20 protein-coding genes are annotated in these 24785 nt (G+C 73.7%); 9 read left to right on the top strand and 11 right to left on the bottom strand.

All coding sequences use genetic code 11. The features are described from left to right. Nucleotides 1–4 precede the first annotated feature (4 nt). A complete protein-coding gene (gene hydA / locus KG102_RS06260; protein WP_208289237.1) occupies nt 5–1423 on the bottom strand; it encodes a dihydropyrimidinase in 1419 nt (472 codons plus the stop codon). Between the two features lie 16 nt (nt 1424–1439). Beyond that, nucleotides 1440–2288, bottom strand: coding sequence for a nitrilase-related carbon-nitrogen hydrolase (locus tag KG102_RS06255; RefSeq protein ID WP_208289238.1), 849 nt, complete (start codon nt 2286–2288; stop codon nt 1440–1442). A 222-nt stretch (nt 2289–2510) separates the two neighbouring features. On the opposite strand from KG102_RS06255, the gene KG102_RS06250 reads away from it, so the two are divergent. Beyond that, on the top strand, nt 2511–4031 hold the full coding sequence (locus KG102_RS06250; RefSeq protein ID WP_208213963.1) for an aminotransferase-like domain-containing protein: 1521 nt from the start codon (nt 2511–2513) through the stop codon (nt 4029–4031). Between the two features lie 90 nt (nt 4032–4121). Here the strand turns inward: KG102_RS06250 and KG102_RS06245 are convergent, their stop codons facing one another. Both KG102_RS06245 and KG102_RS06240 read right to left on the bottom strand, forming a co-directional pair. Further along, entirely contained in the window at nt 4122–5297 is a 1176-nt protein-coding gene (locus KG102_RS06245) for an HNH endonuclease signature motif containing protein (RefSeq protein ID WP_208289239.1), read from the bottom strand. Beyond that, nucleotides 5294–5620, bottom strand: a complete 327-nt coding sequence (locus KG102_RS06240) for a hypothetical protein (RefSeq protein WP_208289240.1) — start codon at nt 5618–5620, stop codon at nt 5294–5296. The genes KG102_RS06245 and KG102_RS06240 overlap by 4 nt, the downstream gene beginning before the upstream one ends. Before the next feature lie 525 nt (nt 5621–6145). Here KG102_RS06240 and KG102_RS06235 point away from each other — a divergent pair. The 4 genes from KG102_RS06235 to cofD are packed head-to-tail and all read left to right on the top strand — an operon-like array spanning nt 6146 to nt 9859. Continuing rightward, nucleotides 6146–7129, top strand: a complete 984-nt coding sequence (locus tag KG102_RS06235) for a putative F420-0 ABC transporter substrate-binding protein (RefSeq protein ID WP_208289241.1) — start codon at nt 6146–6148, stop codon at nt 7127–7129. After that, nucleotides 7126–8145 (top strand): putative F420-0 ABC transporter permease subunit, encoded by a 1020-nt coding sequence (locus KG102_RS06230; RefSeq protein ID WP_208213966.1) that lies wholly within the window; start codon nt 7126–7128, stop codon nt 8143–8145. The genes KG102_RS06235 and KG102_RS06230 overlap by 4 nt, the downstream gene beginning before the upstream one ends. Beyond that, complete coding sequence (locus KG102_RS06225) at nt 8136–8909, top strand: putative F420-0 ABC transporter ATP-binding protein (protein ID WP_208289242.1); 774 nt, start codon at nt 8136–8138, stop codon at nt 8907–8909. The genes KG102_RS06230 and KG102_RS06225 overlap by 10 nt, the downstream gene beginning before the upstream one ends. Continuing rightward, nucleotides 8906–9859, top strand: a complete 954-nt coding sequence (cofD, locus tag KG102_RS06220) for a 2-phospho-L-lactate transferase (RefSeq protein ID WP_208289243.1) — start codon at nt 8906–8908, stop codon at nt 9857–9859. Before KG102_RS06225 ends, cofD begins: the two co-directional genes overlap by 4 nt. On the opposite strand, the gene KG102_RS06215 is transcribed toward cofD, so the two are convergent. The 3 genes from KG102_RS06215 to cofC all read right to left on the bottom strand — a co-directional run bounded on the left by KG102_RS06215 (nt 9860) and on the right by cofC (nt 11855). Then, the gene (locus tag KG102_RS06215; protein WP_208213969.1) at nt 9860–10528 is read right to left on the bottom strand and encodes a DUF4166 domain-containing protein; all 669 of its coding nucleotides are present in this window, start codon (nt 10526–10528) and stop codon (nt 9860–9862) included. Next, entirely contained in the window at nt 10525–11154 is a 630-nt protein-coding gene (locus tag KG102_RS06210) for an SRPBCC family protein (RefSeq protein WP_208213970.1), read from the bottom strand. The genes KG102_RS06215 and KG102_RS06210 overlap by 4 nt, the downstream gene beginning before the upstream one ends. An 89-nt stretch (nt 11155–11243) precedes the next feature. Next, the gene (gene cofC / locus KG102_RS06205) at nt 11244–11855 is read right to left on the bottom strand and encodes a 2-phospho-L-lactate guanylyltransferase (RefSeq protein ID WP_249667493.1); all 612 of its coding nucleotides are present in this window, start codon (nt 11853–11855) and stop codon (nt 11244–11246) included. A gap of 36 nt (nt 11856–11891) precedes the next feature. Here cofC and KG102_RS06200 point away from each other — a divergent pair, with 36 nt between their 5' ends. Beyond that, on the top strand, nt 11892–12470 hold the full coding sequence (locus KG102_RS06200) for an HhH-GPD-type base excision DNA repair protein (protein WP_208289244.1): 579 nt from the start codon (nt 11892–11894) through the stop codon (nt 12468–12470). Here the strand turns inward: KG102_RS06200 and KG102_RS06195 are convergent. Then, nucleotides 12454–13218, bottom strand: a complete 765-nt coding sequence (locus KG102_RS06195; protein ID WP_208289245.1) for a coenzyme F420-0:L-glutamate ligase — start codon at nt 13216–13218, stop codon at nt 12454–12456. The genes KG102_RS06200 and KG102_RS06195 overlap by 17 nt on opposite strands. Beyond that, nucleotides 13215–14231: a TIGR03557 family F420-dependent LLM class oxidoreductase gene (locus KG102_RS06190; protein ID WP_208289246.1), complete on the bottom strand. Its 1017-nt coding sequence runs from the start codon at nt 14229–14231 to the stop codon at nt 13215–13217. The genes KG102_RS06195 and KG102_RS06190 overlap by 4 nt, the downstream gene beginning before the upstream one ends. 68 nt (nt 14232–14299) lie before the next feature. Here KG102_RS06190 and KG102_RS06185 point away from each other — a divergent pair, with 68 nt between their 5' ends. Next, entirely contained in the window at nt 14300–15019 is a 720-nt protein-coding gene (locus tag KG102_RS06185; RefSeq protein WP_249667492.1) for a 4'-phosphopantetheinyl transferase family protein, read from the top strand. Here KG102_RS06185 and KG102_RS06180 read toward each other — a convergent pair. Together KG102_RS06180 and KG102_RS06175 are read right to left on the bottom strand one after the other, a co-directional pair. Next, nucleotides 14976–16325: a M1 family metallopeptidase gene (locus KG102_RS06180; RefSeq protein WP_208289247.1), complete on the bottom strand. Its 1350-nt coding sequence runs from the start codon at nt 16323–16325 to the stop codon at nt 14976–14978. The two genes, KG102_RS06185 and KG102_RS06180, sit on opposite strands and share 44 nt — an antisense overlap. Continuing rightward, nucleotides 16322–20161 carry a Pls/PosA family non-ribosomal peptide synthetase gene (locus KG102_RS06175; protein ID WP_208289248.1) on the bottom strand — a complete coding sequence of 1280 codons (3840 nt, stop codon included), beginning with the start codon at nt 20159–20161 and terminating at the stop codon, nt 16322–16324. Before KG102_RS06175 ends, KG102_RS06180 begins: the two co-directional genes overlap by 4 nt. 174 nt (nt 20162–20335) lie before the next feature. Between KG102_RS06175 and valS the strand changes: the two genes are divergently transcribed. Together valS and KG102_RS06165 are read left to right on the top strand one after the other, a co-directional pair. Then, a complete protein-coding gene (valS, locus tag KG102_RS06170; protein ID WP_208289249.1) occupies nt 20336–22966 on the top strand; it encodes a valine--tRNA ligase in 2631 nt (876 codons plus the stop codon). Between the two features lies 1 nt (nt 22967). Then, nucleotides 22968–24770, top strand: a complete 1803-nt coding sequence (locus KG102_RS06165) for an AMP-dependent synthetase/ligase (RefSeq protein WP_208289250.1) — start codon at nt 22968–22970, stop codon at nt 24768–24770. The last annotated feature ends 15 nt before the right edge of the window (nt 24771–24785 follow it).

Raw genomic sequence — 24785 nt, 5'->3', positions numbered from 1 at the left:
GCCCCTACACCAGGTACTGGGACAGGCCGCGGGCCAGGTACCTGCCGTGCCCCGCGCGCCCGCGGAACCCGGTCTCGTCCACCACGACGGTCCCCCGCGACAGGACGACGTCGACGTGGCCGTCGATCTCGTACCCCTCCCACGCCGAGTGGTCCATGTTCATGTGGTGCGTCTTGCCCACCCCGATCGAGGTGTGCCCGGCGGGGTCGTAGACCACCAGGTCGGCGTCGGCCCCCGGCGCGATCACACCCTTGGTGCCGTACAGGCCGAACATCCGCGCGGGAGTGGTGGACGTGAGCTCGACCCACCGCTCCAGGGTGATCTGGCCGGTGACGACACCCTGGTACATGAGGTCCATCCGGTGCTCGATCGAGCCGATCCCGTTGGGGATGGCCCGGAAGTCACCGACCCCGAGGTCCTTCTGGCCCTTCATGCAGAACGGGCAGTGGTCGGTGGAGACCATCTGCAGGTCGTTGGTCCGCAGCGCCTGCCACATGTGGTCCTGGTGCCCCTCGGCCCGCGAGCGCAGCGGCGTCGAGCACACCCACTTGGCTCCCTCGAAACCGGGCGCGCCGAGCTGCTCCTCGAGGCTCAGGTACAGGTACTGGGGGCACGTCTCGCCGAACACGTTCCTGCCGTTGTCGCGGGCCGTGGCGAGCTCCGCGACGGCCTGCTTGGCGCTCACGTGCACCACGTACAGCGGGGCGTTCGTGACGTCCGCCAGCATGATCGCGCGGTGCGTGGCCTCCTCCTCGAGCTGCCAGGCGCGCGCGATGCCGTGGTAGTACGGGTCGGTCTTGCCCTGTGCCACCAGCTGCGCGGCGAGCACGTCGATGGCCGGCCCGTTCTCCGCGTGCATCATGGTGAGCAGGCCCAGGTCCGCAGCCTTCTGCATCGCCCGCAGGATCTGGGCGTCGTCGGAGTAGAAGACGCCGGGGTAGGCCATGAACAGCTTGTAGCTCGTGACCCCCTCGGCGACCAGGCCCTCCATCGCCTTGAGCGAGTCCTCGTCCACGCCGCCGACGATCTGGTGGAAGCCGTAGTCGATCGCGCAGTTCCCGGCCGCCTTGTCGTGCCAGGCGCCGAGCCCGTCCATGACCCGCTCCCCCGTGCGCTGCACGGCGAAGTCGATGATCGTCGTCGTGCCGCCCCAGGCCGCGGCCCGGGTGCCCGACTCGAAGGTGTCCGAGGCATTGGTGCCCCCGAACGGGAGCTCCATGTGCGTGTGGGCGTCGATGCCGCCCGGGATCACGTACTTGCCCGTCGCGTCGATCACCTGGTCGACGTGGGCCGCCAGGTCGAAGCCGAGCAGGGTCGAGCCGGGGCTGAGCACCGCCGCCACGGTCTCCCCGTCGACGAGCACGTCCGCGGGCGTCCGGCCGGTCGCGCTGACGACCGTCCCGCCGGAGACGAGGGTCTTCATCGGAGTCGTCCCTCGCTCACGGCGCCACGATGGGGCCGTAGGCGTCGGGCCGGCGGTCGCGGAAGAACTGCCACCGCTCCCGCACGATCCGCACCTGGTCCAGGTCCAGGTCTCGGACGATCAGCTGGTTCTCGGTCGACGAGCCGACGTCACCGACGTAGTTGCCGTCGGGACCCACGGCGTAGGACGAGCCGTAGAAGTTCACGGCCGCGTCGCCGTACTCGTTGTCCTCGAGCCCGACACGGTTGTTGGCGACGATGAAGTACCCGTTGGCCACCGCCGCGGCCGGCTGCTCGATCTCCCACAGCTTGTTCGAGATGCCCGGGGCCGTGGCGTTCGGGTTGAACACGATCTCGGCGCCGTTCAGCGCCAGCACGCGCCACCCCTCGGGGAAGTGCCGGTCGTAGCAGATGTTCACGCCGATCCGGCCGACGGCTGTCTCGAACACCGGGTACCCGAGGTTGCCGGGCCGGAAGTAGAACTTCTCCCAGAACTTGGGCAGGTTCGGGATGTGGTGCTTGCGGTACTTGCCCAGGTAGGTGCCGTCCGCGTCGATCACGGCCGCCGTGTTGTACAGGACGCCCGGCTGCTCCTCCTCGTACACCGGGAGCACGATGACGATGCCGAGCTCCGCGGCCAGCGTGGAGAACCGCTCCGTGGTCGGCCCGGGCACGGCCTCCGCGTAGTCGTAGTAGGCGGTGTCCTGCGTGATCCCGAAGTACGGGCCGTAGAACAGCTCCTGGAACGCGATGACCTGGGCGCCCTGCGACGCGGCCTCACGGGTCCAGGCCTCGTGGAGCGCGATCATCGACTCCTTGTCACCCGTCCAGGTGGCCTGGGTGAACGCGACGCGTACGACCGTCATGAGGCTCCTCCGTTCGTCATGTCGACCGGCCTCGGAGCCCCACGCGGCGCCTGAGTGCCCGTTCTGGGCACCGTAGCCTGGAATGTGACTGTCGGGGTTGAACATTTCTGTCCCGTTTCCCACCGGTGGCCGGTCGCGAACATCGCAGACCGCCGTGTAAACATCTCGGTCCGCATCCGGTGCGGCCGTTCGGCCCGGGAGTAGGCGGGCATCCTGACTCGCATGGACCTCGCCTCGCACGTGGATGACCGCAGCCCTCGCGGGATCGCGGCGACCGTGGCGCGCCTGGTCCGCGGCGGCGACCTGCGTCCCGGTGACCGCCTCCCGACCGTCCGCGCCCTCGCCGCCGACCTGGGGGTCAGCCCGGCGACCGTGAGCGGCGCCTGGCAGGCCCTGTCCACCGTGGGCATCGTCATCTCCCGCGGCCGGGCCGGCACCGTCGTGCTTCCCCCGCCCGCCAGCTGGCTCCCGCCGCGCTACCGCGACCTCGCCGGTGGCGCACCCGTCCGGCTCGACCTGTCCACCGGGACACCCGACCCCGAGCTGCTACCCCCGATCGGTCCCGCCCTGTCCCGGGTCGCGCTCCAGCGGCCCGCGGCCGACACCGGTGCGTACGTCGCCTCGCCCGTGGTGCCCGCCCTCGAGCTGCTGCTGCGCGAGTCCTGGCCGTTCCCGCCGCAGCGCATCACGGTCGTGGACGGGGCACTCGACGCCATCAGCCGCATCCTCGAGCGCGTCGCCGGCTTCGGCTCACGGGTCGCCGTCGAGGACCCCGGCTTCCCGCCGCTGTTCGACCTGCTGGACCAGCTCGGCCTCGAACGGGTCCCCGTCACGCTCGATCGGCACGGCATGCGGGCCGACGAGCTGGACCGGGCGCTCGAGGGCTCGGGGGTCGTCGTCCTGCAGCCGCGGGCGCACAACCCGACCGGCGTCAGCATGACGTCCACGCGGGCACGTGAGCTCGCTGCCGTCGTGCGCCGGCACGATGCGCTCGTCGTCGAGGACGACCACTCGGGCGAGATCGCGTCGGCCCGCGACGTGAGCCTGGGGTCGCTGCTGCCCGACCGCGTCGTGCACGTGCGGTCGTACTCGAAGTCCCACGGGCCGGACCTGCGCATCGCCGCCGTCGGCGGACCGGCGTCCGTGCTCGACGGACTGGTCGCCCGCCGCATGCTCGGCCCCGGCTGGACCAGCCGCCTGCTCCAGCACGTCCTGGTCGACCTCCTCACCGACGGCAGCGCGATCGAGGCCGTCGCCCACGCCCGCCGCGTGTACTTCGCCCGCCGCCGCAGCCTGCGCGACGCCCTGGCCGGGCACGGCATCACCCTCGACCCCGGTGACGGCATCAACCTGTGGCTCCCGGTCCACGACGAGCGCACCGCCCTGCTCCGGCTGGAGGCCGCCGGCATCCGCGTCGCCCCCGGCACCCCGTTCCGCGCCGACGGCGGCCCAGCGGCTCCTGACCCGTCGCGGGAGTGCGAGCCGCCCGCCGGAGAAGACACCGGCGGCGATGCGTCCGGCAGGGCTGAGACCGGCAGCGGCACGACCGGCAACGGTGCAACCAGCAGCGGTGCAACCAGCATCGGTGCAACCGGCAGCGGTGCGACCGGCCCCGGTGCAACCGGGAGCGGCGCTGCGACCAGCGGCGCTGCTACCGGCGGCCACGTCCGCGTCACCGTCGGGCTGCTCGGCACCGAAGTCGAGGACGTCGCCCGAGCGCTCGCCCTCGCGGCCGCCCCGTGATGGGTCGCCCCACCTGCCGCGCGGCAGATGGGGCCGGTGCGGAGGCCGCGCCCGCGCACCGCACGCCGAGGATCGCCGACCCCACCCGCCTCACGGCCCGAGGTCAAGGCTCGGCTGCGACGTCACCGTCGGGCCGCGCGCTGCCTGAGCCCGTGGCGGCGGCCCGGTCGCTGCGGTTGACCGCCCCGGCGGTCCCGTCGGCTGAGCCGGTCGTCCCGGCGGCCGATCCTGTGGTGCCCCGGTCGGCTCGCCCGGTGTCCCATGGGCAGCGCTCAGCTCGGCGGTCGCCCCGCTGGGAAGGCCCGGCGCCGGCAACGTGGCCGCGCCCGACCGTCCGACGACGGACCCGTCCGGCAGCCGGAAGACGTACCGGTCACCGGGAGGGGCGCCCGGGCGTGCACCACGCCCCACGGCGCCGGCGACGCGTTCGATCGACAGGTCGTAGCGATGGATCTCGTGGTGGTGGAACGAGCAGAGCAGCGCGGCGTTCTCGAGGCTCGTCACCCCGCCGTCCCGATCCCACCAGCGGATGTGGTGGATCTCGCACCACCGCGCAGGCTTCCCGCAGCCGGGCCAGATGCAGCCGCCGTCACGGGCGATGATGGCGCGACGCTGCACGCCGGTGTACAGCCGCTGCGTGCGGCCGAGGTCGACCGGTTGGCTCTCGGCGTCCACCACGATCCGCGTCACGTCGCAGTCGCACAGGATCCGCAGCGCCTCCGAGGTCGGGACGGGCGTCCCGTCCTCGAGAGCAGGCGCGCGGGTGAGAGCGACCTCCGTGGCGGCCCCATCGGTCGCGGCGCCAGCGGTCAGGCCACGCAGTCCGCGCAGTCCGACCCACGACTCCTCGCTCATGATCAGTGAGACGTGCGGACGCACCGCGGCCCCGGACCCGGTCTCGGGCAGCGCCAGCACCTTCTCCGCCAGCGCACCCAGCGCATCGGCGCGGGCCTGCTCGGGCGAGCGGTCGGCACCCGGCGCCTCGCCGACGGCCTCGAGGGCGAGCCGGAACGCATGCCCGGTCATCCGGTCCAGCCGGCCGCGGACGTGAGTGCCGTCGGCCCGGTCGGACAGGTGCAGGAACCGCTCCCGCCGCTGCGCCTGATGGTCTGCCTCGTGCGCGGCAGGGTCCTGCGCGGCAACCCAGCGGGCGAGCGTGCGGGAGAACGTCGGCTGAACCTGCTCGCACGCCATCCCGACGAGCGTGGCCTGCCCGCGCGGTGAGGCGAGCACCTCGTTCACCCGCGGCGACGCCTCGGCGATCACCGGGCGATGACGTCGAGGTGCCCCACCCGCACGACGCCCGCGTCGACGGCCTGGGCCACGGCGGGCAGCGCGGCGAGTGCCTCCGCCTGCCGGACCTCCTGCCGCGCAGCACCCGGGCCGGGTCGCGAGACCGCGGACCGTGCCGCCTCGAACGACGGCACGCCGGGCCGGCGCCACCCGTCCGAGGCCCTCTCGTCCACAAGCAGCCGCCCGCGCACTGTCGCCACGACTCCGGCCAGCTGGTCCAGCCGACCCAGGACCCGAGCCCGCTGGGCCCCGAGGTCCCCCGCCCCGGAGTGCGCCAGCGCCAGCGCCCGCGCCACCGTCAAGAGATCGTCGCCAGCGCCACCACCGGCTGCGCCGCGCGCCTGTCGCCCCGTCCCTTGCTCGTAGCCGATACGGGGTTGTGGGTGCCCGACGAGAGACTGCCCGCGTAGGCATGAGCGGGATCCGGGACCTCCCCGAGCCCCGGATCCCCGCCCACGCCGTCTTCGAACATGTGTTCGATGTTACCGATAGCGCCGGGCGACATCAAGCCTCGGAGCCGATGAATCCGCACCAGCCCGCCTGATCCGCCGCCGCGTTGCCCGACCGTTCGGACCCGGCGCGCCTTGAGCTCGCCCACAGCGCGCCCCGACGAGCGGCGGTGCGCTCGCCGCCTGACCAGACCCTCCACTTGCCGACCCGCCACCCCCCAGGCCTACTCTGTGCGCGGAACCCGACCGGTTGTGGCCGGGTCGCGCCGCCCGGATCTGGGCGGCCCTCCGGAGGTGCGACGTGCACCCCACCCCTGCCCGCGTGCAACCCGCTGCCGCGTGCCCACCGCAGAACCCCCGGAGCCGTCTCGAATGCGCAGCACCCGTCTCGTCCTCGCAGGCACCGTCGTCGCGCTCGCCCTGGCGGCGTGCTCCTCGCAGAGCACCCCGGAGGCAGAACCGACCACGACGGCGAGCGAGGGCTACACCCCGGTCACGCTCGACAACTGCGGCACCGAGGTCACGCTCACCGCGCCGCCGCAGAGGGTCGTCACGATCAAGTCCACCGCCACGGAGATGCTCCTTGCCCTGGGCCTGCAGGACGTGATGATCGGCACGGCGTTCGCCGACGGTCCGGTGCCGCAGGACCAGGCGACGGCGTACGAGGAGATCCCGGTGGTCTCGGAGAAGGTTCCCGGGCAGGAGGCCCTGCTGGGCCTCGGCCCGGACTTCGTCTACGGCGGGTGGGAGTCCAACTTCTCGGCCGACGGCGCCGGCCACCGTGCCACCCTGCAGAACCTGGGGATCACCACGTACGTGTCCCCCGCCGCCTGCCAGGCGGAGGGCTACGTGCCCGACCCCCTGACGTTCGACGAGGTCGCGGACGAGATCCGCGAGGTCGCCGCGATCTTCGGGGTGCCGGGGCGCGCGGAGGAGCTGGTCGCGCAGCAGGACGCCACGCTCGCGAGCGTCGAGAAGCCCACCGAGGAGACGACCGCGCTCTGGTACAGCTCGGGGTCGGACATCCCGTATGTGGGTGCCGGCATCGGCGCACCGCAGATGATCATGGACGCCGCCGGGCTGACCAACATCTTCGCCGACGTGCACGACAGCTGGACGTCGGCCGGTTGGGAGCAGGTCGTCGCGGCCGACCCCGACGTGATCGTGCTCGTCGACGCCGCCTGGAACAGCGCGGAGAAGAAGATCGGCCTGCTCGAGGCCAACCCGGCCACGAGCCAGCTCACGGCGGTCCAGCAGAAGCGCTACCTCACCGTGCCGTTCGCGGCGGGCGAGGCCGGCGTGCGCAACGCCGACGCGGTCGCCTCCCTGGCCGACCAGCTCGCCGAGCTGGGGTGAAGGCCCGCACGCCCCTGACGCTACTGGTCCTCGCGGGGCTGGCGGCGCTGGTGGTGACCGTCCTGGTCACGGTCACCATCGGGCCCGCCGACCTGAGCGTCGCCGAGGTGGCCCGCAGCATCGCCGGCCACCTCGGCCTGCCGGTCGACGCCGTCCCCCGGTTGCACGACGCGATCGTGTGGGACCTGCGCCTGCCCCGCGTCATCACCGCGGGCGCGGTCGGCGCCGGGCTCGCCCTCGCCGGCGCGGTGATGCAGAGCCTGACGCGCAACCCGCTGGCCGACCCCTACCTGCTGGGCCTGTCGTCGGGCGCCTCGCTCGGGGCGGTCGCGGTGCTGGTGGTCGGCGTGGGCCTGCTGCTGCCGGTCGCGGCGTTCGCCGGCGCCCTGCTGGCCCTCGTCGCGACCCTGGCGCTCGCCCGCTCGGGGAGCACCCTGTCCCCCGGCCGGACCGTCCTGGCGGGCCTGGCCGTGTCACAGATGGCCGCCGCGGGCACCAGCTTCGTCATCTTCTGGACCGCCACGGGCGACTCCTACCGGGAGATCCTGAACTGGCTCCTCGGGTCCCTGGCGGGCGCGACGTGGGCGTCGGTCGCGATCGCCGGGATCGCCGTGCTCGTCGTCGGGACCGTCCTCGTGCTGAGCGCCACTCGCCTGGACGCGTTCGCCTTCGGTGACACCTCCGCCGCGGCCCTCGGCATCGACGTCGACCGCACGCGCTGGACCCTGATGACCCTCGTCGCGCTGCTCACCGGTGCGATGGTGGCCGTCAGCGGCGCGATCGGCTTCGTCGGCCTGATCCTGCCGCACGCCGTCTCGTCGCTGACCGGGCCCGCGCACCGCCGGCTGCTGCCCGTCGCGGCGCTCAGCGGTGCCGTGTTCCTGATCTGGGCGGACACCCTGGCCCGGACCGTCTTCGACCCGCGCGAGCTGCCCGTCGGCATCGTCACCGCACTCATCGGTGTGCCCGTCTTCGCCTACCTGCTGCGCCGCGGGAAGGGGTCGGCATGGACCTGACCCTCGACGGCGTCGGCACCCGCCTCGGTGGCCGCTGGGTGGTGGACGGCATCGACGCGACTCCCCCCGCCGGCCACCTCACCGGACTCCTGGGCCCCAACGGCGCGGGCAAGACGACGCTGCTGCGGCTGATCGCCGGCCTGCTGCCGCCCGAGAAGGGCGGCGTGCTGGTCGAGGACGGCACCCCGGTGCACCACCTGCCCCGCAAGGGGCGCGCGCAGCGGATCGCGCTGCTCGAGCAGGAGTCGACGAGCACCGTCCCGCTGACCGTCCGCGAGGTCGTGTCCCTCGGTCGGATCCCGTACCGGAGCCTGTGGGGCACCGATCCGGACGAGGCCGCCGTGGACCGCGCCCTGGTCAGCGCCCGGGCCGACCACCTGGCGGAGCGCGCCTGGTCGTCGCTGTCGGGCGGCGAGCGTCAGCGCGTCCAGATCGCCCGCGCCCTGGCCCAGGAGCCCGAGCTCCTGCTGCTCGACGAGCCGACGAACCACCTCGACGTCAGCGCGCAGCTCAGCCTGCTCGCGTTCGTGCGGGACCTGGGCACCACGACGGTCGCCGCCCTGCACGACCTGAACCTCGCGGCGGCGTTCTGCGAGCACGTGCTGGTGCTGTCCGACGGTCACCTCGCCGCGGCCGGCCACCCCGCCGACGTGCTGCGCCCCGACCTGCTGCGCGAGGTCTACGGCGTCGAGGCGGACATCCTGGTGCACCCGCGCACCGGGCGCCCCGTCATCGCGTTCCACGAGCCGGCGGGTCCGTCGTGAAGGTCACCGTGCTGTCCGGCGGAGTCGGCGGCGCCCGGTTCACGCGCGGGCTGCGCGCGCTGCTGCCCGACGCCGACATCACGGTCGTCGCCAACACCGGCGACGACCTGTGGCTGCACGGCGTCCGCGTCTGCCCCGACCTCGACACGCTGCTGTACACGCTCGGCGGCGCGGTGCACGAGGACCAGGGCTGGGGCCGTCGCGACGAGTCCCGGCGAGTGAGCGACGACCTCGCGGCCTACGGTCTCGGCTGGGACTGGTTCACGCTCGGCGACCTCGACCTGGCGACACACCTGGCCCGCACCGAGCTGCTGCGCGCCGGCCTGCCGCTCTCCCAGGTCATGGCCCGGCTGTCGGAACGCTGGCAGCCAGGGGTGAGGCTCCTGCCGATGACCGACGACGAGGTCGAGACGCACGTCGTGCTCGCGGACGGGCGCGAGCTGCACTTCGAGGAGTGGTGGGTGCGCCATCGGGCGACCCTGCCGGCGGCGCGGTTCGTGCAGACCGACCTGGCGTCGGCCACCCCGGCCCCCGGCGTGCTGGACGCCCTCGCGGGTGCCGACGTCGTCGTGCTGCCGCCGTCCAACCCCGTCGTCTCGGTCGGCACCATCCTCGCGATCCCCGGTATCCGGGACGCCGTGCGCGCCACCGCGGCCCCGGTCGTCGGGATCAGCCCCGTGATCGGCGGCGCACCCGTGCGCGGGATGGCCGACGTGTGCCTCACGGCGATCGGCGTCGAGACCAGCGCGCTCGCCGTGGCGCGCCACTACGGCCACCGTCCCGACGGGATCCTCGACGCGTGGCTGGTGGACGAGCGGGACGCCGACGCGGCCGACGCCCTCCGGGCAGACGGCTGGGCGGCGCACGCGGTGCCCACCCTCATGACCGACGTGCCGACGACCGCACGCATCGCCGCCGAGGCGCTCGCCCTCGTCGGCCGGGTCCCTTAGTCAGGTCCGGCGCTCGTGCCGTCGGGGCTTGAGCCGGTCGGGCGCATCGAGAGCCGGCTCCCAGGCGCACGTGAACGCCCCCTGGTAACCGAACAGGAACCCGAACCGGTCGTTGACGACCTCCAGCTCGATACGGAACGTCTCGGCGGCGTCGTCGTACCACTCGTGCAGGTCCGCGCGGCCGCTGAGCGCCAGCGGGAACCCGAAGCCGATCGGCCCCTCGTAGAAGCGCTGGGCGCCCGACGTGAGTCGCAGGCCGCCGTCGGCGTCGGCGCGCAGCTCGAGGTCGACGGCGAGGTGCTGGTGCGTACCCAGGTAGTCGAGGACCTTGCCGTCGTGCGCGACCATCGTCGCGTCGAACCGACGCCGCTGGCCCCGTACGTCGAACTCGCGGACGAACGTCACCGTCTCCCGGCCGAGCGGGTCGCGGTACGGGTAGTTCTCGATCGAGAACGGCACGTCGGTGCCGCCGTCGGGGATGAGGACGTTGCGGACCCGGCCGAGCTGGAGGAACGGTCTGGTCCACCACGGGCCGAGCCGGATCTGCGACATCACGCCGGTGCCGACGCACGCCTCCCCGCTGTCGAGGCCTACCCCGAACCGGCGTTGCATCATCGGGTGCAGGTCGAAGAACGCGTCGCCCATCGCGCGCTCGAACAGTGACGTCATCGTGCTTCCTCCGGCTCGGGCAGGGTGGCGAGCGTGCCTGGCGCGTCGCGCAGGTGGTCGTCGCGCCGCCGGCCGTGCACGGGCGCGCGACGGCACCGGGCGGCGCGCGGTCGCTCCGGCCGCCAGACCCACAGCACGCTGTGCAGCGGCCACTGCTCGGGCGGCTCGTCCCGCTCCGCCCAGATGCGCAGGCGGTCGAAGCTCCAGGCTGTCGCCCACCCGAGCAGCGGACGGACGATCCGGTCGAGGACCGGACCCCAGCCCGGCCGGTAGTCGTACCCGGTGACGAAGCGCGTCCCGTCGTCGTCCGGCGCGTACCGCCAGTAGCCGCGGCCGGACCGTATCGGCGAGAGCGGGTCGGTCGTCGCGAAGCGCAGGGCCGAGGTCCGGGTGCCGTCGGGGCGGGTCGACTCGCCGATGCTGACCCCGTCCCCGGCGACCGTGCGGAACGGGGTGCGGCGGGTGTACGTGAAGCGGGTGGCGCCGCCGGCCGTCGGGGTCGTGGGCACGATGCGCGTGAAGCGCACGTCCCACCGCACGTGCTCGTCGGGGTCCTGCGTGCGGGCCCACACCCGGTCGACGGGCGCGGCGATGTGGGTCTCGACGTAGATCCCCCGGCCCGTCATGCGTCGCACGCTAGCGGTGCCGGCAGGCGACAGCGCCGGGTGTGACGACAAGCACACATGCGGGGGGTGCCTGGCGGTGAGCCCGGTGATCAGGCCTGGTCGAGGGCGGCGCGCGTCGCCGGACCGACCCCCAGGCGCTCCACCTCGACGAGGTCGTCCGGCACGTCGACGTCACGCCGCAGGGTCGACGTCGGCGGCACCGCCAGTCGCACGTGGCCGTCGTGCTCGTGCGCCGCGGCCGAGCCCGCCCCGAACCGTGGGTCGATCGACAGTCCCGGCAGGGCCGTGAGCAGGGTGGTGCCCGTGCCCTCCGCGTCGGCCACCATCGCGCGGTCGTGGGCACTTGCCAGGTCGAGCGCGTCCGCGAGGTCCGCGGGACGCAGGGCCGGCAGATCCCCCAGCAGGACCGCGACCCCCGTCCCGAGCGACCGCGCGCGGGCGATCCCGGCACCGACCGCGGCGTTCAGCCCGCCGCCCGGCTCGTCGACGAGGTCCACGGACGCACCCAGCAGCGCGCGCAGCTCGGTGTCCGCGGTGACGACGACGACCCGCAGAACACCCGCCGCCGCCTCGGCCGCACCGACGGTGTCGAGCGCCATGGCCCGCACCAGACGCGCCCTCGACGCCGCGGACAACGCCCCGGCCAGGCGCGTCTTGCCCTCGGCGGCCGGCTTCACAGGCACCACCACGACCCATCGCACGGGCGCATCCTCCCCCACTCGCGAGAGGATGCCGTCATGACCCTGTGGCTCACCGGCGACCCGACCGCCGACCAGCTCCTGACCGACGACCCGTTCGCGCTGCTCATCGGCATGCTCCTGGACCAGCAGGTCACCATGGAGTCCGCGTTCGCGGGTCCCGCAAAGATCGCGGACCGGATGGGCGGCCTCGACGTCCACCGGATCGCGGACGCCGATCCCGAGCAGTTCGCGGCCCTGTGCGCGACGCCGCCCGCGGTGCACCGCTACCCCGGTTCAATGGCCGGCCGCATCCAGGCCGTCGCTGCGGCGATCGTCGAGGACTACGACGGCGACGTCACGCGGCTGTGGACCGACGGTGACCCCGACGGGCCGACCGTGCTGAAGCGGCTGAAGGCGCTGCCGGGCTTCGGCGACCAGAAGGCGCGGATCTTCCTCGCGCTGCTCGGCAAGCAGCGCGGCGTCCAGCCGGCCGGGTGGGCCGAGGCAGCCGGCGCCTATGGGGAGCCCGGTGCCCGCCGGTCGATCGCGGACGTCACCGACCCCGTCTCGCTGGGCGAGGTCCGCGCGACGAAGCAGGCCGCCAAGGCGGCGGCGAGGGCTACCGCTGGTCCCTGAGGGCGTCCTTCCAGCCCTGCGAGTACGCCTCGGCGCTGCCCTGCTGGAACATGTCGTCGGTGCCCAGCCGCACGAGGACACGCGCCCCGGGGCCGTCCTCGACGGTCACCAGGTGACCCAGCCCGCGCACGACCGCGAGCGGCCGCCCCTCGGCCTTGCCCTTGACCAGCTCGCCGGCCGACGCGATCTCGTCGGCGACGGCGGCCTGCGTCATGACCAGCGGCCGGCCGAACGAGTCGACCTGCCCGCGTAGGTCGTCGAGCACCACGAGCCCGGCGGCGCCGATCGCGATGTCGGTGACCCCCTGGCGCCACGGCCGCCCGGCGGTGTCGGTGATGACGACGCCCAGGAGCGCGCCGAACGCGGCCGACAGCCCGGCGCGGATCCGCCGCGCGGACGCGTCGGGGTCGACCGGCAGCAGCAGCACGGTGCCCTCGGGCGTGTTCGACGCATCGACCCCGGCCGCGGCCATCACCAGGCCGAGCCGGTTCTCCACGATCCGGGTGACGCCGCCGGGGTGCTCGCGGGTGGCGACCACGCGCACGGTCTCGTCGGTGATCGCCTGCTCACGATTCTCCGCGCGGACGACGCGCCCCTCGGCCTTGGACACGACCTTGCTGGTGAGCACCAGCACGTCCCCGTCGACCGGGGGGTCGTCGCGCAGCAGGTCGGCCAGCAACGCGACCAGGTCGTCGCCCGGCGCGATCTCCGCCAGCCCGTCGGGTGCCCAGACGCGCAGCTCGCTCATCGGGCCAGCTTCGGCAGCACGTCGCGGCCGAAGACCTCGATCCACTCGCGCTGGTTGCGTCCCACGTTGTGCAGATAGATCCGATCGAACCCCAGGTCCACGTACTTCTGAATCTCCGCACGGTGCACATCGGGGTCCGCGGAGATGACCATCCGCCCGTCGAAGTCCTCCGGGCGCACCAGCCTGGCCATCTGCTCGAAGTCGAACGGCGAGCGGATGTCCGCCTTCGGGAACTTCATGCCGCCGTTGGGCCACTCGTGCATCGCGTGCGCGAGCGCCAGCTCGTCGGTCTCGGCCCACGACAGGTGCAGCTGGAGCACCTTCGGCATCGTGTCCGGGTCCTTGCCGGCCTCGCGCGCACCCTCGGCGAACTTGCCGAACAGTCCCGAGATCTTCTCCAACGGCGCCCCCACCGTGATGATCCCGTCCGCCAGCCGACCCGTGCGCTTGGCCGTCACCGGCCCGGCAGTGGCCACCAGAATCTCCGGGGCGACCTCGGGCATCGTCCACAACCGGGTGGACTCCAGCTTGTAGAACGGCCCCGCGTGCTTGACGTCCTTGCCCGCCAACGACGCCGTGAACAGCTTCTTGATGATCTCGATGGCCTCGAACATGCGGTTGATCCGCTCAGGCGCCTCGGGCCAGTAGTTGGCCACGATGTGCTCGTTGAGCGCCTCGCCGGAGCCGAGCCCCAGCCAGTGCCGCCCGGGGTACATCGCGGCGAGCGTCGCCGACGCCTGCGCGACCATCGCGGGGTGCCACCGGAACGTCGGCGCGGTGACGCCGGGGCCGATGTCGCCGGTGGTGCGCTCCCCCAGCGCGGTCAGCACGTTCCACACGAACGCGGCCTGCCCCTGGGCGGGAACCCACGGCTGAAAATGATCCGCAGCCATCACGCCAGAGAACCCGTGCGCCTCGGCATACGCCGACAGCTCCACCGCCTCACGCGGATGGAACTGCTCCAACATCGCCGCATAGCCGACCGTGAAGCCGTTCGACGTGATCGTTGCCATGCAGCACTCCTTCGTGGGGCCCTCGGTCGTCACTCACCCTAACCACGGGACCAGGCAGGATGATCCCCGTGGACCACGCCACCCTGCCGGTCACGGTGCACTGGGCGCGCACCGTCCCCGTCGGGGCCCTCGCGGACGTACTGACGCTCGGCGAGCGGGACCGCGCCGCGGCCGTGCAGAACGAGGAGTCGCGCGACGCGGTCGCGTCGTCGCTCGTGCTGGCGCGCACCGCCGTCGGCTCCTGGGCGGGTCTCGACGCCGGTGCCGTCGAGCTCCACCGGCACTGCCCCCGCTGCGGGAGCCGCGCGCACGGACGCCCCAGCGCGTCGTGGCGCACCGTGCCCGACGACGTGCGCCGGACACCGACCCCGCACCTGAGCCTCGCCCGCACCACCGGCCTCGTCGTCGTCGCGACCACCCGCGCGGGCGCGGTCGGCATCGACGTCGAGCGCCGTGCGGACCGGGTGTTCGGCGGGTTCGACGACGTCGTGCTCGCCGGCACCGAGGCGCGCCCCGTCGACGACGAGGCCCGGCTGAGGACGTGGACCCGCAAGGAGGCGCTGCTCAAGGCGGCCGGGCGGGGACTCGACGTCGACCCCCGCACGCTCGTCCTCGGCCCCGGCGACGAGCCCCCGCGCATCGAGGAGGCGCCGGCGGATGCGCTGGGCGGTCCGTGGCACCTGCAGGACCTCGACCCGGTCGAGGAGGTGCTCGGCGCACTGGCGCTGCGCGCCCACGGACCGGTCAGCGTCCGGGTGACGCGGGTGCAGCTGGCCGGTCGGCGCTGAGCGCCGGGCGGGCGGTGGGCAACGGGGGCAGCGCCGTCCGGTACACCCACGTATCGACCAGCAGCACCAGCGACCGACCCGCCACGGCTGAGGCGCACTCCACGAACGACTCGGTGCTCACGGTGCCGTGCCGGAAGCGCCCGGTCCACGTCCGCAGGATGTCGAAGAACGCGTCGTCCCCGACCGTGCACCGCAGCGCGTGCAGCGTGAGCGCGCCCCGCTTGTAGAGCCGGTCGTCGAACATCCCGTCCGGGCCCGGGTCTCCCAGGACCAGGTCCTGCGGCAGCGCCGTCAGCCGGGCGTGAGCGAACCGCGCGTGCCGATCGGCCGACCACCCACCCGACTGCTCCGACCACAACCACTCGGCGTAGCACGCGAAGCCCTCGTGCAGCCAGATGTCCCGCCACCGGGCGACCGTCAGGCTGTTCCCGAACCACTGGTGCGCGAGCTCGTGCGCGACCAGCCGCTCCGACCCCCGGCGACCGTCCATGTGGTTCGCCCCGAACACGGCGAGCCCCTGCGCCTCGAGCGGGATCTCGAGGACGTCGTCGGTCACCACGACCGAGTAGCCGCCGAACGGGTACGGCCCGAACCGGTCCTCGAACAGCGCGACCATCTCCGGCTGCCGCGCGAGGTCGTGCAGGGCAGCCGTGCGGAGCCGGGGAGGGACGAGGACCTGGCCGGCTGCCGTGCCCACCCGCACGTAGCGGCCGATCTGCAGCGTCGCGAGGTACGGCGCCATGGGTTCCGGCTGCTCGTACACCCACCGGACGCGCCCGGCCCGCGGCGTGCGCGACACCAACCTCCCGTTGGCGAGCACCTCGTAGCCGACCTCCGCGCTGACGGACACCGAGAAGGTCGCCTTGTCCGCCGGGTGGTCGTGGCACGGGAACCACGTGGGCGCGCCGTCGGGCTGACCCGCCACGAGAACCCCGTCCTGGAGCTCCTCCCACCCGACCTCGCCCCAGGGCCCGCGCACGGGTCCGGGCTGCCCGCCGTAGCTGACCTCGATCCGCAGGCTCGTGCCGGCCGCCACCTCCCGGCCCAGCCGGATCGCGATCCGGCCGTCACGGTGCGTCCACCGCTCGGGACCCTTACCGCCGACCAGGACCTGACTGACCCGAAGGCCGGTGGCCAGGGACAGCGCGACGCGGTCCAGACGACGGGCCGCACGGGCGAGCACCACCGCGCGCGCGCCGAGCCGGTTGGTGGCCACCCGGTAGTCGAGCTCGAGCTCGTACCGGTCGACCGTGATGCCGCCGTCCGGCCGGCCCGGCAGGTACGGGTCCTCGGGCGGCTGCGTCACGCCGGGGCCACCGGGTTCCCGGTCCAGCGCGATCCCGCCGGGATGGTGTCCCCGCGCAGCACGAGCGACGCCGGACCCACGCGGGCGCCGTCGTCCAGGCTCGCCGCCGGCAGCACCACCCCGTGCGGCCCCAGGCTCGCACCCCGTCCCAGCTCGACCGTGTCCATGCTCATCACCCGATCATGGAACAGGTGGGTCTGCAGCACGCACCCGCGGTTCACCGTGGCCGCGTCGCCGAGCGCGACCAGGTCCGCCTCGGGCAGCCAGTAGGTCTCGCACCAGACCCCGCGGCCGATCCGGGCACCGAGCGTGCGCAGCCAGGCCGTGAGCGCGGGCGAGCCGACGGCAGCCGGCCCGAGCCAGGGCACCGCGACGACCTCCAGGAACGTGTCGGCCAGCTCGTTGCGCCAGACGAACGAGCTCCACAGCGGGTGCTCGCCTGGGCGCAGGCGGCCGACCAACAGCCACTTGGCCGCCGTCGCCACGGTGCACGCGACGACGCCGGCAGCCAGCAGGACCAACGGCGACAGCACCGCTGCCGTCGCGAGACCCCCGGCGTCCAGCACCGCCTGCAGCGCCAGCAGCACGAGCACGCCCAGCCCCACGGTGCAGATCACGGGCACGATCCGGCAGAGCTCGACGAACGCGCGGGCCACCCGCAGTCGCGTCGGCGGGGCGAAGGTGCCGGCGTCGTCGGGCTCGCCGGCGGTCCGCCGCAGCCGCACGGGCGGCGACCCGAGCCAGCTGGTGCCCGCCCGCGCATCCTCGGGGGTCGCCGACAGCACCGCGACGAGGGCGCGCTTGGGCACCCGGCGGCCGGGGGCGATCATCCCCGAGTTGCCCAAGAACGCGCGCTTACCCACCTTGCTCCGCTCGACCCGCAGCCAGCCGTGACCGAGCTCGTAGGACCCGATGAGGGTGTCGTCAGCCAGGAATGCGCCGTCCCCCACCGTGGTGAGCGTGGGGAGCATGAGCGCCGTCGACGCCTCCACGTCCCGGCCGATGTCCGCGCCGAGCAGCCGGAGCCAGCCGGGCGTCGCCGTGCTCGAGTAGAGCGGGAAGAGCGTCCTGCGTGCGTCGTCCATGAGCCGCAGCGTCGCCCAGACCTGCCAGCCCGCCCGGCTGTGCACCGCGTGGTAGCCCTCGCGGACCCCGCGGCCGAACAGCCACACGGCCACGAGCGTGACCGCGGCGAGCACCACGACCGCCGTGATCGCGGCCAGTGGCACGGCGCGCAGCGCGTCGGACGCGCCCTCGCTCGCCGTCGTCGCGCCGCGCAGCCCGACCCCGACCACCAGCAGCGCGCAGAGACCGGCCACGACGGGCAGCGCCGCGAGCGCGGCAGCGGTCGCTGCGTAGATCGCGACCCACCGGCGCGCCCGGGGCGCCCGGTCGCTGGGCCAGTGCCGCCGGGAGGGCCCGTCGAACACCGCGGGCGAGCCGACCCACAGCTCACCGGGAGGCACCGAGTCGAGGACGGCCGAGCCGGGGGCGACCTCGGACCAGGCACCGACGCGGGTGCCGGGGGCGAGCGTGCTGCGCGTGCCCACCGTCGCGCGCTCGTCGATCCGCACCCGACCGACCCGGAGCACGTCGCCGTCCAACCAGTGCCCGCGCAGGTCCACCTCGGGCTCGACGGAGCACCCGTTGCCGAGGGTGAGCAGCCCGGTGACCGGCGGCGGCGCGTGCAGGTCGACGTCGCGACCGACCGTGGCCCCGAGCGCACGGGCGTACGTGGCGGTCCAGGGGGCGCACGACAGGTTCTCCGCGCCGGCGGCGGCCGCCCAGGACTCGGTGAACCAGAGCCGCAGGTGCACCGACCCGCCCCGCGGATAGCGTCCCGGCTGCAGCCCGCGCAGCAGCGTGCGGGCGACGAGCACGGTGCTCCCCATCCGGCCGAGCGGGCTCATCAGCACCACCCACCCGAGCGCCACCCACCACCAGACGCCCGGGACGACCGGCACCCATGCGGCGCCGGTCGTCGCGACGAGCACCGCGTCCGCCGCCAGGAGCCAGGTGAGCCAGCGCAGGCCGACCAGGGCGGCCAGCGGGATAGCGAGCACCGTCTGGAGCACCTGCGCCCGGAGCGGGGTCGGCTCGACCACCCGTGGTTCGGCGGCGACGGCGGGCTCGAACTCCTCGAGCCGGCGGGCTAGGTCCTCGATCCGCGGGTACTCGTAGACGTCGGCCACGGTGACCGTCGGGAAGCGCTCGCGCAGGGCGCCGACCAGCTGCGCGGCCAGGAGGCTGCCGCCACCGGCCGCGAAGAAGTCGTCGCCCGGTCCCGCGACCGCGACGCCGAGCGCTGCCGTCCAGCGCTCCGCCACCCACCGGCCGGTCGCGGTCAGCCCGGCGGCGGGCTCGGACTCCCCGTGGGTGCGTGCCAGCGGCCACGGCAGCGCGTCGCGATCGACCTTGCCCGACCCACGGGTCGGGAGGGACGCCACCGGCGCCAGCAGCGGCACCAGCGCGGCCGGCAGCGAGCCGATCAGCCGTCGCCGGGAGTCGACCAGGTCCAGCTCGACGCCGGGGCCGGCCACCAGGTAGCCGACGAGCACCGACGTCCCCGCCGGAGTCCGCCGGACGGCCGCCGCCGCTCCCGCCACGCCGGGCAGCCCGAGCAGCGCGGAGTCGACCTCACCCAGCTCGATCCGGCGGCCACCGACCTTCACCTGGTCGTCGGCGCGCCCGACGAACAGCAGCCCATCGGCCTCGTAGCGGACCAGGTCGCCGCTGCGGTACGCCCGGTCCCACCCGAGGGACTCGGCCGGTGCGTACTTCTCGGTGTCCCTCGCGGCGTCGAGGTACCGGGCCAGCCCGACGCCGCCGATGATCAGCTCGCCGAGCCCGCCCTCCTCGACCTGCGTCCCGTCGGGCGTGACCACGGCGAGGTCCCACCCGTCGAGCGCATGGCCGATCCGCACCGGCCCGTCACCGGTGAGGAGCGCCGCGCAGGCGACGACGGTCGCCTCCGTGGGCCCGTACGTGTTCCACACCTCGCGACCGTCGCCCACCAGCCGCGCCACGAGCTCCGGCGGGCACACCTCGCCGCCGAAGATGAGCAGCCGCACCCCCGCCAGCTCCTCGGTGCGCCACAGCCCGGCGAGCGTGGGCACGGTGGAGATGACGGTGATGCCCTGGGCGACGAGCCACGGCCCGAGGTCCATGCCCGTGCGCACCAGCGCGCGCGGCGCCGGGACCAGGCAGGCGCCGTTCGCCCACGCGAGCCACATCTCCTCGCAGCTGGCATCGAACGCGACGGACAGGCCCGCGAGCACGCGGTCGCCCGGACCGAGCGGCGACTGCTGCACGAACAGCCGCGACTCGGCGTCGACGAACGCGGCCGCCGACCGGTGGGTGACCGCCACGCCCTTCGGCGCACCGGTGGAGCCGGAGGTGAAGATGATCCACGCGTCGTCGTCGAGAGCCGGGCCGAGCGGCTCGGTCGGCGTGCGCAGGGTGGCCAGGTCCCCCTCGGTGAGGATCCGCGCGACGCCCGCCTCCCGGAACACGGTCCGGGCACGCTCGTCGGGGTCGTCGACGTCGACCGGTACGTACGCGGCCCCCGCCGCGAGCACCGCGAGGATCGCCGTGTACAGCTCGGCGGTCCCCGACGGGATGCGGAGACCGACGCGGTCCCCGGGACCGATGCCCGCACCCGTCAGCCCGCCCGCGGCCGCGCGGACCGCCTCGGCCAGCTCCCGGTAGGTCACGACCGCACTGCCGTCGTCGATCGCCGGCTCCTCCCCGTGCGCCACGACGGTCGCCGCGAGGACGTCCAGCAGCGTGCGGGGTGCGGGTGCGCGGTCGGACCGCAAGAACCGCTCGGCCGCCATCGCCCAGCCTCCTCGTCCGCTCGTGTCCTGCCGATCATGCGCTCACGACCCGGCGAGTGGCGATCCTCGCACCGGCGATCTGGCGGACCGCGCCCGGGCCGCCTCAGTTCACCGAGTGTTCGCCTGATCGTCGCCGGAGCCTGCGGCGCCGCCGATCTGGGAAGATGTCTGCTCATGAGCCCTGATCTCCCCACCACGCCCGACGCAGCCCTGCGGACGACAGGCACGCGACAGGTACCGGACCGGGTCTCGCTCGACGGCGTCGAGGTCCGCTGGGACGAGGCGTGGACCGCGCAGGGGATCTACACGTTCGACCGCACGGCGACGCGTGAGCAGGTCTACTCGATCGACACCCCTCCGCCCACGGTGTCCGGCTCGCTGCACATCGGTCACGTGTTCTCGTACACGCACACCGACGTCGTCGCCCGGTTCCAGCGCATGCGCGGGCGTGAGGTCTTCTACCCGATGGGCTGGGACGACAACGGCCTGCCCACCGAGCGCCGCGTGCAGAACTACTACGGCGTCCGCTGCGACCCGTCGATGCCCTACGACGCCGAGTTCACCCCGCCCTTCGAGGGTGGCGAGGGCAAGTCCGGTCCGCAGGTGCCGGTCAGCCGCAAGAACTTCGTCGAGCTGTGCGAGCGCCTCACGGTCGAGGACGAGCGCCAGTTCGAGGAGGTCTGGCGCCGGCTCGGCCTGTCCGTCGACTGGTCTCGCAGCTACCAGACGGTGTCCGCGGAGTCCCGCGCCGTCGCCCAGCAGGCGTTCCTGCGCAACCTCGCCCGCGGTGAGGCGTACCAGGCGGAGGCGCCGGGTCTGTGGGACGTGACGTTCCAGACCGCCGTGGCGCAGGCCGAGCTCGAGGCGCGCGACTACCCCGGGGCGTTCCACCGGGTCGCCTTCCACCAGGCGGACGGCACCCCCGTCCACATCGAGACCACCCGGCCCGAGCTGCTGCCGGCCTGCGTCGCGCTGATCGCGCACCCCGACGACGAGCGGTACCAGCACCTGTTCGGCACCACGGTCCGCTCGCCGCTGTTCGACGTCGAGATCCCCGTGCTCGCGCACCCGCTCGCCGAGCCCGACAAGGGCGCCGGCATCGCGATGTGCTGCACGTTCGGTGACCTCACCGACGTCCAGTGGTGGCGTGAGCTCCAGCTGCCGACGCGATCCGTGGTGGGCCGCGACGGACGCATCCTGCGGGACACCCCGGAGTGGCTCGCCACCGACGGCGCCCGCGCGCGCTACGAGGAGCTGGCGGGCAAGACGACGTTCTCGGCGCGCGAGGCGGTCGTCGCCGGGCTGCGCGAGACCGGCGACCTGGACGGCGAGCCGGTCAAGACCCAGCGCAAGGCCAACTTCTACGAGAAGGGCGACAAGCCCCTCGAGATCGTCACCAGCCGCCAGTGGTACATCCGCAACGGCGGTCGCGACGAGGCCCTGCGCGACGCGCTCCTGGCCCGCGGTGCCGAGCTGGGCTTCCACCCCGACTTCATGAAGGTCCGCTACGAGAACTGGGTCAGCGGCCTCAACGGCGACTGGCTGGTCTCGCGGCAGCGCTTCTTCGGGGTGCCGTTTCCCGTCTGGTACCCGCTCGACGAGCACGGTGAGCCGCGCCACGACGCGCCCCTGCTGCCGACCGAGGACCAGCTGCCGATCGACCCCTCGTCCGACGTCCCGGCCGGCTACAGGGCGGACCAGCGCGGCGTGCCCGGCGGGTTCGTCGCCGACCCCGACATCATGGACACCTGGGCCACGAGCTCGCTGACCCCGCAGATCGTCGGCGGATGGCGCACCGACCCCGACCTCTTCGCCCGGGTCTTCCCCATGGACCTGCGCCCTCAGGGCCAGGACATCATCCGCACCTGGCTGTTCTCCACGGTGGTCCGCTCGCACCTGGAGCACGGCTCGCTGCCCTGGTCCGACGCCGCGATCAGCGGCTGGATCCTGGACCCCGACCGCAAGAAGATGTCGAAGTCCAAGGGCAACGTGGTCACCCCCATGGGCCTGCTCGAGGAGCACGGTTCCGACGCCGTCCGGTACTGGGCCGCCTCGGCACGCCTGGGCACGGACGCGGCGTTCGAGGTCGGCCAGATGAAGATCGGCCGGCGGCTCGCCATCAAGGTGCTGAACGCCTCCAAGTTCGCGCTCTCGTTCGGCGCCGCCGACGAGCCGCTCACGCTGGACCCGGCACTGGTCACCGCGCCGATCGACCGCGCGATGCTGGCGGGTCTGGCGGACGTCGTCGACAAGGCCACCGCGGCGCTCGACGCGTACGACCACACCCGCGCCCTGGAGCTGACCGAGACGTTCTTCTGGACGTTCTGCGACGACTACCTCGAGCTGGTCAAGGACCGCGCCTACGGCGACCCGTCGCCCGAGACGGAGTCGGCCCGCACGGCGCTGGCGATCGCGCTCGACGTGCTGCTGCGCCTGTTCGCCCCGGTGCTTCCCTTCGCCACGGAGGAGGTCTGGTCGTGGTGGCGCGAGGGCTCGGTGCACCGCGCACCGTGGCCGTCCGCCGGGTCCCTGCGCACCGACGCCGACCCGACGGTCGTCACCGCGGCCGGCTCGGCGCTCGCCGCCCTGCGGAAGGTGAAGTCGGAGGCCAAGCTGTCGATGCGCACCGAGATCACCGCCGTCGTCCTCGCCGTCCCGGCCGCGCTGCGTCCCGGCGTCGAGGCGGCGCTGGACGACATCCGGGCCGCGGGCCGCGTCACCGGAACCCTCACCCTGGCGGACGGCGACGGCGAGACGTGCATCGCCCGCGACGCCGAGCTGCTGCCCCCCGAGCCGAAGGCCTGACATGCGCGAGATCCGGTCCGAGCCCCTGGTCGAGCTCGACCCCATGGACAGCATCCCCGGGATGCTCGCCGAGCGGCTGGAGCGGGACCCCACGGGGACGTTCGCGGAACGGCAGGTCGACGGGGCGTGGACCCCGGTCACCGTCGCGGAGTTCGTCGCCGAGGTGACGGCGGTGGCCAAGGGCCTCGTCGCGCACGGGATCCAGCCGGGCGAACGCGTCGCGATCATGTCCCGCACGCGCTACGAGTGGACCCTGCTCGACTTCGCCTGCTGGGCGGCCGGAGCCCTCGGTGTGCCCGTGTACGAGACGTCGTCGGCCGAGCAGGTCCGCTGGATCATGGCCGACGCCGGTGTGCGCCTCGCGCTCGTCGAGACCGCGAAGCACGCCGCCGTCGTCGCGCAGGTCCGGGGCGACCTGCCCGGCCTCACCGAGGTGATGGTCATCGACGACGGCGCCGTCGAGGCGCTCGTCGCGTCGGGGACCGCGGTCCCGGACGCGGAGGTCCGCCGCCGCAGCGCGACCACCCGGGCCGACGACCTCGCGACCGTGATCTACACCTCCGGCACGACGGGCCGGCCCAAGGGGGTCGAGCTCACGCACGGCAACTTCGTGGCGATCACGCGCAACGGCGTCGCCGGGCTGGGCGACGTCGTGGCGATGCCGCACTCGCGCACTCTGCTGTTCATGCCGCTGGCGCACGTGTTCGCCCGGTTCATCCAGGTGCTCTGCGTGCCGTCCGGAGCGGTGCTCGGGCACACCGCCGACACCAAGGACCTGATCCCGGACCTCGGGACCTTCCAGCCGACGTTCATCCTCGCCGTGCCGCGCGTCTTCGAGAAGGTCTACAACTCGGCCGAGCAGAAGGCCGGCGCCGGCACCAAGCTCAAGCTCTTCCGCTGGGCGGCCAAGGCCGCCGAGGACTACTCCCGCTCCATGGAGACCGGTGGCCCGGGTGCCGCGCTGCGCGCCCGCCACGCGCTGGCCGGCAGGCTCGTGCACGCGAAGCTGCGCGCGGTGCTGGGCGGTCGCGCGGAGTTCGCGATCTCCGGTGGCGCCCCCCTCGGTGAGCGGCTGGGCCACTTCTACCGCGGCATCGGCCTCGAGGTCCTCGAGGGCTACGGCCTGACGGAGACCACCGCCGCGACGGCCGTGACCCGTCCCGGCGCGACCACGATCGGGACCGTCGGGCCGCCGTACCCCGGCGCGTCCCTGCGGGTCGACGACGACGGGCAGATCTTCGTCTCCGGGCCCCACGTGTTCCGCGGCTACCGGCACGATGCCGAGGCGACCGCCGAGGTCCTCGTCGACGGCTGGTTCCGCACCGGCGACCTGGGCTCGTTCGACGAGCAGGGCAACCTGAGGATCACCGGTCGGACCAAGGAGATCATCGTCACCGCCGGCGGCAAGAACGTCGCCCCGGCGGTCCTGGAGGACCGGCTCCGTGGTCACCCGCTGGTCAGCCAGGTGGTCGTCGTCGGCGACCAGAAGCCGTTCATCGGCGCGCTCGTCACGCTCGACGCCGAGATGCTGCCCGGCTGGCTGTCCAACCACGGCCTGCCCGCCATGTCCGTCAAGGAGGCCGCCGTGCACCCGGCGGTGATCGAGGCGCTCGACCGGGCCGTCGACCGGACCAACGAGGCCGTGTCGCGCGCCGAGTCGATCCGCAAGCTCCGCGTCCTGAGCATCGACTTCACCGAGGCGAACGGCTACCTCACCCCGTCCCTGAAGGTGAAGCGCGCCCTGGTGCACAAGGACTTCGCCACCGACATCGAGACCCTCTTCACGGACACCCGAACCGCCTGACCCACCCCACACCCC

Origin of the sequence: Cellulomonas fengjieae (assembly GCF_018388465.1) — a bacterium.
GTDB lineage: Bacteria > Actinomycetota > Actinomycetes > Actinomycetales > Cellulomonadaceae > Cellulomonas > Cellulomonas fengjieae.
Note: the sequence above shows the minus strand (reverse complement) of the source record. Positions and strands in the feature narration are given on the sequence as shown.